At 49.5% G+C, this 14,369-nt stretch carries 10 protein-coding genes; 6 read left to right on the forward strand and 4 right to left on the reverse strand.

Features of this window, described 5'->3' with window-relative positions:
- Positions 1 to 117: 117 nt before the first annotated feature.
- Positions 118 to 585 (forward strand): SsrA-binding protein SmpB, encoded by a 468-nt coding sequence (gene smpB, locus HCG48_RS21850; RefSeq protein WP_168571062.1) that lies wholly within the window; start codon positions 118 to 120, stop codon positions 583 to 585.
- Between the two features lie 124 nt (positions 586 to 709).
- On the opposite strand, the gene rpsU is transcribed toward smpB, so the two are convergent.
- Positions 710 to 892, reverse strand: a complete 183-nt coding sequence (gene rpsU, locus HCG48_RS21855) for a 30S ribosomal protein S21 (RefSeq protein WP_168571063.1) — start codon at positions 890 to 892, stop codon at positions 710 to 712.
- Positions 893 to 1,969: 1,077 nt separating this feature from the next.
- On the opposite strand from rpsU, the gene HCG48_RS21860 reads away from it, so the two are divergent.
- A complete protein-coding gene (locus HCG48_RS21860; RefSeq protein ID WP_168571064.1) occupies positions 1,970 to 3,016 on the forward strand; it encodes an acyltransferase family protein in 1,047 nt (348 codons plus the stop codon).
- A 102-nt stretch (positions 3,017 to 3,118) separates the two neighbouring features.
- Complete coding sequence (locus tag HCG48_RS21865; RefSeq protein WP_246260170.1) at positions 3,119 to 5,797, forward strand: sensor histidine kinase; 2,679 nt, start codon at positions 3,119 to 3,121, stop codon at positions 5,795 to 5,797.
- A gap of 61 nt (positions 5,798 to 5,858) precedes the next feature.
- Here the strand turns inward: HCG48_RS21865 and HCG48_RS21870 are convergent, their stop codons facing one another.
- The 3 genes from HCG48_RS21870 to HCG48_RS21880 all read right to left on the reverse strand — a co-directional run bounded on the left by HCG48_RS21870 (position 5,859) and on the right by HCG48_RS21880 (position 10,394).
- The gene (locus HCG48_RS21870; protein ID WP_168571065.1) at positions 5,859 to 6,317 is read right to left on the reverse strand and encodes an HmpF-related protein; all 459 of its coding nucleotides are present in this window, start codon (positions 6,315 to 6,317) and stop codon (positions 5,859 to 5,861) included.
- A gap of 80 nt (positions 6,318 to 6,397) precedes the next feature.
- Positions 6,398 to 9,133 (reverse strand): valine--tRNA ligase, encoded by a 2,736-nt coding sequence (locus HCG48_RS21875; RefSeq protein ID WP_168571066.1) that lies wholly within the window; start codon positions 9,131 to 9,133, stop codon positions 6,398 to 6,400.
- Between the two features lie 256 nt (positions 9,134 to 9,389).
- Entirely contained in the window at positions 9,390 to 10,394 is a 1,005-nt protein-coding gene (locus tag HCG48_RS21880; protein ID WP_168571067.1) for a phosphoribulokinase, read from the reverse strand.
- A gap of 705 nt (positions 10,395 to 11,099) precedes the next feature.
- On the opposite strand from HCG48_RS21880, the gene HCG48_RS25590 reads away from it, so the two are divergent.
- From HCG48_RS25590 to HCG48_RS21895, 3 genes are all read left to right on the forward strand, one after another.
- On the forward strand, positions 11,100 to 11,240 hold the full coding sequence (locus tag HCG48_RS25590) for a hypothetical protein (protein ID WP_210437105.1): 141 nt from the start codon (positions 11,100 to 11,102) through the stop codon (positions 11,238 to 11,240).
- 222 nt (positions 11,241 to 11,462) lie between these two features.
- Positions 11,463 to 12,710: a bifunctional rod-capping linker CpcD/ferredoxin--NADP reductase PetH gene (gene cpcD/petH / locus HCG48_RS21890; protein ID WP_168571069.1), complete on the forward strand. Its 1,248-nt coding sequence runs from the start codon at positions 11,463 to 11,465 to the stop codon at positions 12,708 to 12,710.
- Positions 12,711 to 12,905: 195 nt separating this feature from the next.
- Positions 12,906 to 14,210, forward strand: coding sequence for a homoserine dehydrogenase (locus tag HCG48_RS21895; RefSeq protein ID WP_168571070.1), 1,305 nt, complete (start codon positions 12,906 to 12,908; stop codon positions 14,208 to 14,210).
- The last annotated feature ends 159 nt before the right edge of the window (positions 14,211 to 14,369 follow it).

The raw sequence follows: 14,369 nt of genomic DNA on the forward strand, positions 1-14,369 counted from the left end.
ACGGGGGTTTTGCCCGATCCGGGTCCGGCGATCGCCCCAGCAAACTGTAAAATTTAAAATCTAAAACCTAAAATAGAAGAGTCTGTCCCTTCAATTGACCTTTACAACTAAATTTTTATGGCAAAAACCAGCGAAGGCATTAAAATCGTTAGCGACAATCGGCAAGTTCGCCACCAATACGAAATTCTCGACACCTACGAAGCGGGAATCGAGTTAAAAGGAACCGAAGTTAAATCGATCCGCCAAGGGAAAGTCAACCTGCGCGACGGTTATGCATTAATCCGCAATGGCGAAGTGTGGTTGCACAACGTCCACATTTCTCCCTATCAAACCGCGAGTGAATTTTTCAACCACGAACCGCGTCGGACGCGCAAATTGTTATTACACGGGTATGAAATTCGCAAATTAATCGGTAAAGTCGAACAAAAAGGATTGACCTTAGTTCCGACACGGATGTATCTCAAGCGCGGTTTGGTTAAAGTCGGTTTAGCTTTGGCGAAAGGGAAACAACTGCACGACAAACGCGAAACCCTCAAGAAACGCCAGCAAAACCGAGAAATCGAACGAGTGTTGAAGTCGTATTAAGATCCCCTGGAACAGTGAGGGGATGAAGGCGAAACGATCGCAAGGGCCTGGTTAGAAACCAAGCCCTTGCCGATTTTAGGATATCTTGTCGGCGATTGGCGCCGTGGCCGTGGGTCGGCGATCGTTAACGATAGCGGCGACTCTTGCGGCGACGCGCCACTTCTTTCCGCTTGCGTTTTTCCAAGGGAGTTTCGTAAAATCGCCGACGTTTCATATCCGCAAACAGACCTTCTCGCGAAACTTGGCGTTTAAAGCGGCGTAAGGCGGATTCGATCGCTTCGTCTTTTCCGACTACGACTTGTGTCATTTGACCTCCTGAAATATTTGCGTCAATTTGCATCAATTTGCATCAAATCTGTGCATCCATCGAGGGTTAACCGACGATGCGGCCCTAAAATTGCTGATTCAGCCCACCGATGCACTCCAACGTCAGCTTAAAACGGGCGTTTGCCCCACTTGGCGCCAACGTCACGAAGGGGCTGCGATCCTCTCAAATTCCCGAAAATTCTTTGACTTAACGCCGGGTACACTCAGCTTCGTGCAGATTCCACGGCGCGAATGACGTAGGAAATTTGAAGGTTTTGCCCTTACAGTCAGTCGAAATCGATAGTATTGATGACTGAGAACTCCGACCGGGTTCGTCGTTCGATCGCTGGGATTCGACCGGGACTATACGGCGCGATCGCTTCAGTAAAGCTCGCGGCTGTCCGATTGCCGTCGATCTCTCCCAACGTCACAGAACGATTTCCCTCAACATGAGTTACATATATCGTGACATCCTCCCGACGCCGACCCTACGGGTACAGTGCGGGCTTCTCAACTTCGCAGTTAGGGAATTCGGGTCTCACCCTACTTATCTAGGTTATTGAACCCCGACAGACCGACTTGACAGGCTGTTTCTTTTTCCCAGAGTCCCTGGGCTACTCTGTCCTCTAGCTTACCACAAGCCATAGCTACGGCTTGCTGGTCTCATCTTCCCCATGGTAGGGCTTCCCCGAACCCCCCATTTACTTAACACGATCCGGCGATCGCGATGTTTTGCTTTCATCAAATCTTAGAGGAAAAATTCAAATCTTTAATTTTAAGTGCTTGCAATGACTCTGTTGACCGTTAAAATGAGGGTATTGCGCCAATTGATCCCTAAAATCATCGATGATTTTAGTTCTTTTAACCCTGGCAATAGCAGCTTAATTTAAGCTAGAAAAGTCACCTAGAATTTTAAATTTTAACTGGGACTTACTGTTGCTTGACTGCTCGCCCAACCCCGAGAAAAGGGTTTTTTTGACTCGATTTTAAGCTAAATCCGGTTCTGAATCCAATTGGAATTTCAGGCGCGATCGCTCAAATCGGACTAATTTTATCTTGTACAAAACCATTACCCAATATGGCCAAGAGATTCTATATCCAGAAATTAGATGCTATTCGGGGGGCGGCTTGTCTATATATTTTACTCCATAATTTCGTTTACGGCCTCTACGGAAAAGAATTAGTTTCGGGGAATCTCAGACTCTTATTTTCTGCGGGTCAAGAAGTTGTCATCATTTTTTTTATTCTCAGTGGTTTTGTCGTGAGGCTATCCTTAGAACGCCATCCGAAAACATTATTTAAAACTTTTTTTGTCCGGCGATTCCGTCGGATCTATTTTCCTTTAGCAATAACCTTTTTGGTCTCCCTGGCGATCGCCGCCCTTCGAGGGAAAGCGATCGAGGAGTTTTCTTGGTACGATTTAGCCGGAAACTTATTACTCTTGCAGGACTTCGGCAGCGTCAAGCCCGGAACGTGGTTTTATCCATTTTTAGGGAATTTGCCCTTGTGGTTTCTGTCTTATGAATGGTGGTTTTATTTAATGTTTTATCCCACTTACAAATGGTTGCCTAAAAATAACAAAAGAATTTATTTAATTGCCGCATTTTCAATTCTTTTCTTTGGGATTTATGTAGCCATTCCCAATCAAATTGCTCTAATTTTATCTTATTTTATTTTATGGTGGGTTGGCGTCGAATGTGCGGAAGTGTTTTTGCGCGATCGCACCTTCACGTACAGAAACTTGCAACCAATTTTTATCGGTCTCGGTCTGGCGGTGGTGGCGACCAGCTTACCGTTATTCTGGATTGAAGAACTCAAACCAGGTTACTATCCTTTTTTAATGTTTCGTCATTTCTTTTCCGCTTTGCTGGGACTGGGTGTGGGGCTAGTTTGGTATCGTTACCGCTTAGTTGGCTTTGATTTATTACTAGGTAAATTTGCGGCGATCGCGCCGATTTCATACAGTCTGTACCTCTTAAGTTATCCCATTTTGGTACAGTGGGGATTGAATTCATTTTCCCCCAAAACTTGGTTCATGTATGTCATCAACGCGATCGTTTTGTTTGCGTTAGCTTACCTGACAGAAATCAAATGGCAACCTCGGGTGAATCGCTGCATTAAATAAGTCATCGATTTCGATCGTCAATTCGATGTCAAATTATTATCTCATTATTGACTTTCCTCTAGGGCGATCTCGCCACATTATTCTAATTCAGTCGTGCAGAAAATGAATTTTAATCGTCCCTTGTCTCCGCCTTCCCTCCCGCAAGTGCAACGTAAACCATTAATTGGATTACTGTTGCTGACCTTGCTCGCCTATTTTGGCAATATTTATAAACTTCCCCTATTTTTCGGCGTCGATTTTTTATTCGGAAGCATTGCCGTTTTAATTATTGCCCGGTTGTACGGGTGTTTTTCCGCAACCCTAGCCGCTTTTTTGACCGCCAGCCCGACATTTTTCGCGTGGGGTCATCCCTACGCCATGCTCATTTTTACCGCAGAAGCCCTATTTGTGAGTTGGTTTTTGCGCGATCGCAAGGGCAATATGGTTCTTTTAGATGCAGTTTACTGGTCGTGCATTGGCATACCGCTTATTTGGATTACTTACGGCGGTATCATGCAAGTCGAAACCGCTTCTACTTTTTTAATTGTTTTCAAACAAGCCGTTAACGGAATTTTCAATGCTTTAATTGCCAGCGCGATCGTCTTTCATACTCCCCTTTACGAATGGGTCGATCGCCTCAAAATTAGTAAAACAATTTCCTTTTACCACACTTTATTTAATTTATTGATTTCCTTCGTTTTCTTTCCCCTATTCTTGCTGACCGTTCTCGACGGACAAGAAACCTTTAAACAAGTCCAACTCGATATTCAAACCAATTTATCGATGATTTCCTCGGATCTTGCTGCCGAGTTGCGCTTATGGCATGAAAAGCATGTGAATACCCTTGACGATTTAAGCCAGATCGCGACGGAATGGGAGTTCGATTCTTCCTTTGATTTCGATCGCAGTTTGGCGCTCACCAGTCAAATTTTACCCGATCTCGAACGGCTTTATTTTCTCGATCGCCAACAACTAGAAATCGCTCGTAAAAATCGCGCGATCGGTGCCATTCAATCCGTGCAAGTTATCCCAGACATTTGCGATGGTACCCAACCCAAAATTCACGATCGCACGGTCAACAATCGCGAATTTCCTCTGATTTCTTTTTGCATTCCCGTTCGCGAAAATAACAAGAAACTCGGTTATGCCATTGCCGAAGTTAATTTAAGCTCTCTAGAAAACATTGTCAGATCTCATTCTTATCCGTTTCCCTTAAGAATGACGGTGGTGGATGCTAACAATAAAGTGTTGATTAGCAGTACGGGCGATCGCCAAGTTTTTTCGACCCTAGACTTACGAAAAGAGGGCAACCTAGAACTGTTAGAACAAAACAGTTATCTGTGGAAACCGTCCGATCCGGGAATGCCACTCATGCAGCGTTGGAATAACTCTTTTTACGTTCTCGAATTAGAAATTTCGAGCAATTTGTCGTGGAAACTGATCTTAGAAACATCAGCCGCCCCTTATATTGAAAGTGTCCATCGCCGCTATATTAAAACCCTAGGGATTTTATTTGGAATTTCCGTATTGGCGATCGCTTTTGCCGTTCCGGTAACTCGTTCTTTAGTCAAACCTCTTTCTCAGTTGGCGGTCGTGACGACTAATTTACCGGAAAAACTCAACGAAAATCGTACCGTCTATTGGCCTTCGAGTGAAGTCACTGAAATTAATTCATTAATTGAAAATTTTAAATTAATGAAAGCGACATTAGAACAAAAATTCACCGAACTGCAAAAAGCTAAAGAGAAATTAGAACATCGCGTCAAAGAGCGCACGGAAGAACTATCGCGGGCGAATAAAGAGCTCATTTCTGAAATTGCCGAACGCAAACAAGCGGCATTTGCTTTGCAAAAGTCCGAAGAAAAATATCGGCTGCAAGCCGCAGAAATGGAACAAACTTTGCGTGAGTTACGCAAAACCCAAGCGCAACTGATTCAAACCGAGAAAATGTCGAGTTTGGGTCAGCTCGTCGCTGGCATCGCTCACGAAATCAATAACCCGATTAACTTTATTTACGCCAACTTAGTTCATGCAGAAACTTATCTCGATGAATTATTAGAGTTGTTAGAACTGTATCGGCAATGTTATCCCAATGTGGAACCGGAAATTAATGAGTTTTTGGAAGAAATCGATTTAGATTACTCGATCGCCGATTTTCCCAAAATGCTAAAATCGATGAAAAATGGCGCCGATCGCATTCGCGATATCGTTATCTCCCTGCGGACGTTTTCGCGTTTGGACGAAGCGGAAATGAAACCGATCGACATTCATTCGGGAATCGACAGTGCGCTGACAATTTTAGAAGGTCGCATCAAACAAAAATTAGGATTAAATGGGGTAGACCTGATCGAAGATTACGGAAAATTACCGTTAATCGAATGCTACGCCAGTCAACTCAATCAAGTCTTTCTGCACATTCTTTCCAACGCGATCGACGCGATCGAACAGCGCCTAGTTTTGGCAAAATCCGCCCACGGCAATCATCAATTTTCGAGTAAGTCAGACGATCGCGGTAAAATTAAAATTCGGACGCGCTTGTTAGAGGGCGATCGCGTGGGTATTTATATTTCTGACAACGGTATCGGTATGAAAGAAGCGACAAAAGAGCGCTTGTTCGATCCGTTTTTTACGACGAAACCCGTCGGGAAAGGGACTGGATTGGGTTTGTCGATCGCCTATCAAATTATCGTCGAACAACATGGCGGCGATTTATTCTGTCATTCCACCTGGGGTGAAGGAACGGAATTTGCAATCTCGATTCCTTTACACCAAAAATCAACTCAATTAACGACTAAAATATAAAATATAAAAATATAAAATCTCAGACACGGGTTATAAAAAAATACCGTTTTTCAACAGTCTTTTAAGAATCCATCTGCGATCGCAATTGTTTGGCGATCGCCTCCAACCGCCGTTGTTCCGCTTTTAACTTTTCTTCTAACTCTTGTAACTGGTCTCGTCGCGCCTCTAATTCCACACGCTGACGGGATAACTCTTGACTTTGCAACGTCAACGAGTGACGCCAGTTTTCCACCCCTTCTAATTCTCGTTCGATCGCCTCCGGGCCGACTCCTTGACTGAGACAGCGATCGATCGTTTCTAAAATCCATCCGGTCGCTTCTTCGACCGATCGCACTTGACGGTCTCGCGATAACTCCACTAACAGTAAAACCCCTTCACTCCACCCACTCGCCTCGTTCGCGACAATGTCCTCGGATTCGCCGACGAGTCGCCAGGTGTACGCCGATTTGCGATACGCCAACAGGCGCAAACCTGTTTTTCCTAAAAAACCTTTCTTCTGAACTTGGGCTAAATAGAGCATAGATGGTGCCCCTGAAGAACCATCGCTGGGAAGCAACGCGCGATCGAGGGTATTATAGTCGCGCGTTGCTTCTCTAACTTTTAATTTTCGGTAAAGCGGCGCAGGCGATCGCGCAAAATTTCCGCCTGTTTTTCCGCTTCCGCCAGACTTTCGCGGGCGCCGCGTACCACTTCTTCCGGTGCTTTATCGACAAATTTGCGATTGGCAAGCCGTCCGGAGAGAGATTTGACTTCTCCTTCGACTTTTGCCAAATTTTTCTCCAATTTGGCCTTTAATGCCTCGATATCGACGACTCCCGCCAGGGGAACCAACACCTGTACGGTTCCGACCACGGAGGCGATCGTTTGCGGTAAATCCCCGTCTATAGTGGCGGCGATCGTCGATTCTTCGACTTTGGCCAAATCGTGCAAGTAGGCTTCGCCTTTGGCTAAAATTTCCCGTTCTTTGGCGCTTTCGCTTTGCAAAATCGCCTTAATTTTGGCACTTGGCTTGATATCCGCTTCGGCGCGCAAATTCCGCAAAGTGCGTACGGTTGCGATTAGCAAGTCGAAATCGGATTCTAATTCTAAATCGACGAACTCCCCTTGCGTTTCCGGATAAAGTTGCAAGGCTAACGTCTCTTCCTCGCCGATTTGGGTGAGGGTATGCCAAATTTCCTCGGTAATATGGGGCATGAAGGGATGCAGTAATTTGAGGATCCCTTCTAAAACGTGGGCTAAGGTTTGCTGCGCCACGGTTCGAGAGGGGCCGGGTTCCCCTTGCAGGCGGGATTTGACTAATTCGATATACCAGTCGCAGAAGTCGCCCCAAATGAACTCGTAAAGCCCTTTGGCGGCTTCTCCCAAACCGTAGCGATCGAGGTGTTCCCGAGACTGGCGCACGGTTTGATTGAAGCGCGACAGGATCCAGCGATCGCTCAACTCCAGGGCCGACGCTGCTGGGGTTCCCAACTGCTGCGGGGTCTGTCCGTCCAAGTTCATCATCACGAAGCGGGCCGCATTCCACAATTTGTTGGTAAAGTTGCGCGACGCTTCCACGGACACTGACTCGTCGGTTTTGCGGTTGTACTCCAGACGGATATCTTGTCCGGCGCCCGCGACTTCCCGGATCAAGGTATAACGGAGGGCGTCGGTGCCGTATTTGTCGATTAAAATCAACGGATCGATGCCATTGCCCGCCGATTTCGACATTTTTTTATTGTTTTCGTCCCGGACTAACCCGTGGATGTAGACATCTTTAAAGGGGATTTTTCCGGTGAAGTGCCCCGCCATCATTGCCATGCGCGCCACCCAGAAGAAGATGATATCGAATCCGGTGACGAGGGTGGTGGTGGGATAGTAGGTTTGGAGGTCGGCGGTGTTCTCGGGCCAGCCGAGGGTGGAAAATGGCCACAGTCCGGAGGAGAACCAGGTATCGAGAACGTCCGGGTCTTGGGCGACTTTGACGTTTTCGCCAAATTGAGCTTGGAGTTGGGCGATCGCCTCGGCTTCGGTTTTGGCGACGGCGAAGGGAGTATTATCGGTAATTTCATCCCCGGTTTCGCTGATGGCGTACCACGCCGGGATTTGGTGACCCCACCACAGTTGGCGGGAAATGCACCAATCTTTGAGGCTGACGAGCCAATCGCGATATACTTTCGTCCAGCGTTCGGGAACAAAGTGTGGTTCTTGGCGATCGTCTAAGGCACTCAGAGCCCGTTGGGAGAGGGATTCGATTTTGACGAACCACTGGGTAGAGATGAGCGGTTCTACGGGGACTTTGCCGCGATCGCTGTAGGGGACGGTATGTTTGTAGTCTTCGACTTTGACTAAGACCCCTTCGCTTTCCAAGCGCTTGACGACGGCTTTGCGCGCCTCAAAACGGTCTAAGCCCTCGAACGGTCCGGCATTTTCGTTGAGGGTGCCGTCCTTATTCATAATGTTAATCGAGGGCAAGTGATGGCGCTGACCCATGGCAAAGTCATTCGGATCGTGGGCGGGGGTGACTTTGACACATCCGGTTCCAAATTCGCGATCGACCCATTCATCCGCCACGATGGGGATTTCGCGATTCATAATGGGCAAGGTCAGGGTTTTGCCGATTAAATGGGCGTAGCGATCGTCTTCTGGATTGACTGCCACCCCAGTATCGCCGAGCATGGTTTCCGGTCGGGTCGTAGCGACTTCCAAAAACCCGGAACCGTCACTGAGGGGATAGCGGAAATGCCACAAGTGACCGTTGACTTCTTTTTGTTCGACCTCCAAATCGGACACCGCCGATTGCGTTCCGGGACACCAGTTGACCATGTACTGACCGCGATAGATCAGTCCTTCGTTGTAAAGGGAGACGAAGGCTTCGAGCACGGCGTCGCACAAGCCTTCATCCATGGTGAAGCGTTCGCGCGTCCAGTCTACGGACACGCCGAGACGGCGCAATTGATTGACAATTTTACCGCCGGATTCTTCTTTCCACTGCCAGGCGCGATCGAGAAATTTTTCCCGTCCGATCTCGTGGCGGGTTTTGCCTTGTTGTTTGAGTTCTTTATCGAGTAAGGCTTGAACGGCGATACTGGCGTGGTCGGTTCCCGGAAGCCAGAGGGTATTGCATCCTTTCATGCGATGGTAGCGCACCAGGGTATCGATCAAGGCACTCTCGAAGGCGTGACCCATGTGCAGACTTCCGGTGACGTTCGGTGGCGGGATGACCACGCAGTAAGGTTCGCCGGGACGATCGGGATCGGCTTTAAAGGTCTGGCGTTCTTCCCAGAACTGCTGCCATTTGGCTTCGGCTGTAAATGGATCGTATTGACTGGGTAAGTTGGTAAAGGTGGAGGTCATCAGGTAAACGTCAAGCTGGTGATTGAATCGGCTGGTTGTTGAGAATCTTGTCTCATTTTGCCATAGGCGGTTGGAGGTGGGGAGTGGGGAGTCGGGAGTCGGGAGAAGAGGAGCGTCCTACAGAGGGTTGCTGTTTTGTCTGTTGTCTATCACCTTTGGCCCGTGTGAACCCGCAATTGCCTAAAAAAACTTAAAAAAAACGCGAGAGCCAAATCTCTCGCGTCGATAATTGATTTCAACTGAAAGCGATCGCCGTTTACACTTTGGCTTCGACTTTCGTTTCCGTCGAGGTCAGGCGATCGTAAGTCGCACGCATTTTGAGTCCGGTCAACACTTGGAACAAGCCCGTTCCGTTGCTGGAACCGGGATAGTCGCGGTGTTGCAGGAGTAGTTCGGTCAACTCGCCGTAGAACTTGGTGTTGGTGTTGCTCAGATGGCTCTCGATGTAGATCATTTCTTCGAGATTGTCGAATTGACCGTCTACTTCGAGGATCGAGACTTCATGTCCTTCAAAGCTGTCCGGACCGTAGTACATTTTGATTCCGGGATACGGACAGGTTAACTTGCGACCGCACGGGGTCCAGTGAATGGTGGAACCTTCGTCGAACAGATAAACGGGATCCATGCCGTGAACGCCGTAGCGTTGGATCATCTGAACCCGCAGGACTTTGCGTTCTTTGTCGTCGGGGATCAGTTGGGTCGGCAGAACCCGCAGGACGACATCGGCATGACCGCGCTGGGGTTCGATGTAGGCGCTAAAATCGGGACGACGGGCGTTAATGGCGGCGAGGACATCTTCATAGCGGTGACCGCGTTCGGCCATATCCCGTTGAATTTTCCAGGCGATTTTGACCTCGTCGCTGATATCGAGGTAAACGCTGAAATCAACTAATTCGCGTACCCGTTCGTCGTAGAGAGGATGAAGTCCTTCAATCACGATGATGCGATTGGGTTCGATCCGTTCTGGCGGGTCGATCTCTCCGGTTTCGTGGTTGTAGATCGGTTTGTCAATCGCCTGACCGTTTTTCAGAGCTTTGACTTGCTCGTACATCAGGTCGAAGTTGTTGGCTCTGGGGTCGAGCGCGGTTACCTTCTGCTCTTTGCGCTGTTTCCGGTCTAAACTGTGATAGTCGTCCAAGCAGATGACGGTCATCAGTTCTTCGCCGAACAGGTCGGACAAGCGGCGTAAAAAAGTTGATTTTCCGCATCCGGAGTCCCCGGCAACAGCAATTAAAACCACGCGATCCGGCTTACTCGTCATAGATTCCCTCTATCGATAATTGCGTCTTAGTACCTTCAGCTCAGGGTGAAGTACCGCTTGTCATTGTTATGGTTATGCAACGGACAAGCAGCTTCCTGCTTCAACAGCCGATGCCTTGCTAGGCAAGCCTAGTTTGGTTTGACTCAGCCTCCACAGGCAGACCCCCGGCTTCCCAAGGGGTAAGTTTGTCTGGGGCGCTTGGTTGTCGCGCTACAATCCGCTCGGACAGGCGCCTAGGGCGTAAAAGACTGGATTGTCAGCCCATGCGAGCATGTTGCTCTAGTTTTTGTTATTGGGATCGCTTTCATACCGCGAAAAGCGATTGCTCCTTTGCAAGCGGGTAAGCCCCGCTTCCCTTGCATAAAGACAATAAAATTGATTCTATATTGCCATATTGAGGTCTAGTTAATTGGTAAGAGCTACAAATCCCTGAATAATCCTACCATTAGACGAGCGCGGTTATTGAACTTGACCGAAGAGTTAAAGGGGTTAGATCGAGCGATCGCCGAGCCTCCCTACAGGGGTGGATCGAGGGTCGATCGCCTCGTCGAGTTGAGTAGACGGGGGGCAATTGAGATCGGCTCGATGTCATGAAATGTTAGATTTTCGGCGATCGCCTCGACGGGGAGGGATCGACGAGTTCGGGAGCGAGGGAGTGGCCCGAGCCGATCGCCCGTTTGAAAAAGTGCAATTCTAACGTAAAATTTGACCCGTGCCAGCACGGCGGTGGCGATCGCCACGATTCCCAGACGGCTCGGCGCGATCTTCATGGAGTCCCAAAGGACAAGGGCGAGCCTCAAAATCAGCTATCAATGGCCGTCAGTGGGACAGTCTACCCCAAATTGAATCCTTTGGGGGACCGTCGGGCGGTAATCTAGAGAATAGCGTTCAAGTTTTTTTCCTGACCGAATCAGGAGATAATTAATCCCTAGCGAAAGGGAGGCGATCGCCTCTAATGGCACGAGATCGAGTTTCTATTGCCAAGAGTAGGGAATAGATCGCGCGCAGAGCGCCTCATCTCAAGACCGAGCAGGAAGTAAATTCAAAAAGACTCAGAGATCCAAATCTATGTACAATTCAAGCGCCGTTGGGAAGTCAGCAAATACGCAAGCCGGAAACCGTTTTTTTGTTTATGAAGTCGTTGGCTTGAGCCAAAACGCAGAAAGTGCTCAAAACAACAGCCCGATCCGTCGCAGTGGCAGTATTTTGATTACGGTGCCTTACGACCGGATGAACCAAGAGATGCGCCGGATCGCGAAAATGGGCGGCAAAATCGTCAGCATTCGCCCCTTGAGTGAAGCGGCAGAGGCGATCGCCAATGCCAATGGCAGTAAAAATAATACCGTCGCTGAGGCACCCCAGGCCGAACCTCAATCACAACCGAGTAAGCCGATGACTCAAGCGAAGGACAAAAAAGCTAAAGCCAAGGCCAAAGCGAAAGACATTCCCGTTAACATCTACAAGCCTAAAAATCCTTATATTGGCAAATGTTTGAGCAACGAAGCCCTCGTCAGAGAAGGCGGAAGCGGTCGCGTCCAACATTTAGTTTTTGATATTTCGGGTGGCGATTTACGCTATCTCGAAGGTCAAAGTATCGGTATCATCCCCCCCGGGGAAGACGAAAAAGGCAAACCTCACAAATTACGCCTCTACTCGATCGCCTCGACCCGCCACGGCGACAACGAAGACGATAAAACGGTTTCTCTGTGCGTGCGCGAGCTGGTTTACCAACATCCCGAAACTAACGAAACCGTCTATGGGGTCTGCTCTTCTTTCCTGTGCAACCTCAATTCCGGCGATGACGTTCAAATCACCGGGCCGGTCGGGAAAGAAATGCTGCTCCCCGACGACGAAGAGGCTACGGTGATCATGATCGCCACCGGAACCGGGATCGCCCCGTTCCGTGCTTTCTTGTGGCGCATGTTTAAGGAAAAACACGAAGATTATCAGTTCAAGGGTCTCGCTTGGCTGTTCTTCGGCATTCCTTACACTGCCAACATCCTTTACAAAGAAGAACTCGAACAATTACAAAAAGAGTTCCCCGAGAACTTCCGCCTGACCTACGCGATCAGCCGCGAACAGAAAAACGCTCAAGGCGGCAAGATGTACATCCAAGACCGGATCGCCGAAAATGCCGAGGAAATTTGGCAACTGCTGCAAAAAGATAACACCCACGGCTATATCTGCGGTCTCAAAGGCATGGAAGACGGGATCGATGCCGGAATGTCGGCGGTGACCTCCAAACAGGGGATCGATTGGTCCGATTACCAAAAACAACTGAAAAAAGCCCATCGCTGGCACGTGGAAACCTACTAATTGCAGTTTCCGTGCGCCATGAAGGGTAACGGTTGAACTGAATGCGCGATCGCGTTAGCGACGCCGGAGGCGAATCGCTCGGACGCGACCTCCCCACTTCAATGGAGGGGCGCGACTGGGCGATTCGCCCTTCGTGCGTTTAGAAAGCGTTAGAATTTCTGTTAGTTTTATGTAGTGTTGACTTAAGTATCGATCGTGGCGTTTAAAGTCGGTTTGCTGGGATTGGGAACGGTAGGGACGGGAACGGCGCAGATTCTGCTCGATCCCGCAGGTCGCCATCCCTTATTAAAAGAGTTAGAAATTCATCGCGTCGGCGTGCGATCGCCGGACAAACCTCGGGCCGTTCAGTTCCCCGAAGGGGTGTTAACCGCAGATTTGGAGGCGATCGTCAGCGATCGCGAAATCGAGATCGTGGTCGAATTGATCGGCGGGTTGGAACCCGCGCGATCGCTCATCCTCCAGGCGATCGCCCACGGCAAACACGTGGTCACTGCCAATAAAGCGGTCATCGCCCGCCACGGCGCCGAAATCTTTACCGCCGCCAACGAAAAAGGCGTCTACGTGATGCTCGAAGCCTCGGTCGGCGGCGGCATTCCGGTGATCCAGCCCCTCAAACAATCCCTCGGCGCCAATCGCATTCAAAGTGTCACCGGAATTGTGAACGGCACGACCAACTATATTCTGACCCGGATGCAACGGGAAGGGGCCGACTTTGGGGAGGTGCTCGCCGACGCGCAACAACTCGGCTACGCCGAAGCCGATCCCACCGCCGACGTTGACGGTCTCGATGCGGCGGATAAAATTGCGATTTTGGCGAGTTTGGCGTTTGGCGGACGGATCGATCGCGACCGCGTCTACGCCGAAGGCATCCGCAAGGTGAGCGCCGCCGATATCAGCTACGCGGAAAAACTCGGATTTACGATCAAATTGCTGGCGATCGCCAAACGGGAACGCCAAAACCCCGAACATAGCGAAGATCGTTTGCAATTGCGCGTCCATCCCACTCTAGTCCCCAAAACCCATCCCCTCGCCAGTATCGACGGTGTTTATAACGCGATCTTCATCGAAGGCGACCCGATCGGACAGGTGATGTTCTACGGCCCGGGCGCCGGAGCCGGACCGACGGCGAGCGCGGTGGTCGCCGACCTGCTCAACGTCGCCGCCGTTTTGAAAACGGAAACCGAACCGATTCCCCATCCCTTGATCGGCTGCAGCCATCAACATTACTGCTCGATCGCCTCGATGGAAGAAGTCGTTACCCGCTTCTACGTGCGCCTGCTCACCGAAGACCAACCCGGCGTCATCGGTCAACTCGGTACCTGCTTCGGCAACCACGGCGTCAGCTTGGAATCCGTCGTCCAAACGGGGATGCGCGATCGCCTCGCGGAAATTGTTTTAGTGACTCACGACGTGCGCGAGGGTAACTTTAACAGCGCTTTAGCCGACATCCAAACCATGAGCGCGATTTCGACAATTCCCAGTTTGTTGCGCGTACTCTGACTTGACAAAATACAAAAAATATGCTATGCAATCGGCCAAGTTCTCGGGACGATCTTGAGAAGTTGGCCGATTTGTTTGAAAACGATCCGGTCTTGACGCAACCGACACAGAGATTACAATCGAGGTCGGTGGTGCGATCGATGAAATGGCACCCCGAAC

Source organism: Oxynema aestuarii AP17 (genome assembly GCF_012295525.1).
In the GTDB taxonomy this organism is placed as follows: domain Bacteria; phylum Cyanobacteriota; class Cyanobacteriia; order Cyanobacteriales; family Laspinemataceae; genus Oxynema; species Oxynema aestuarii.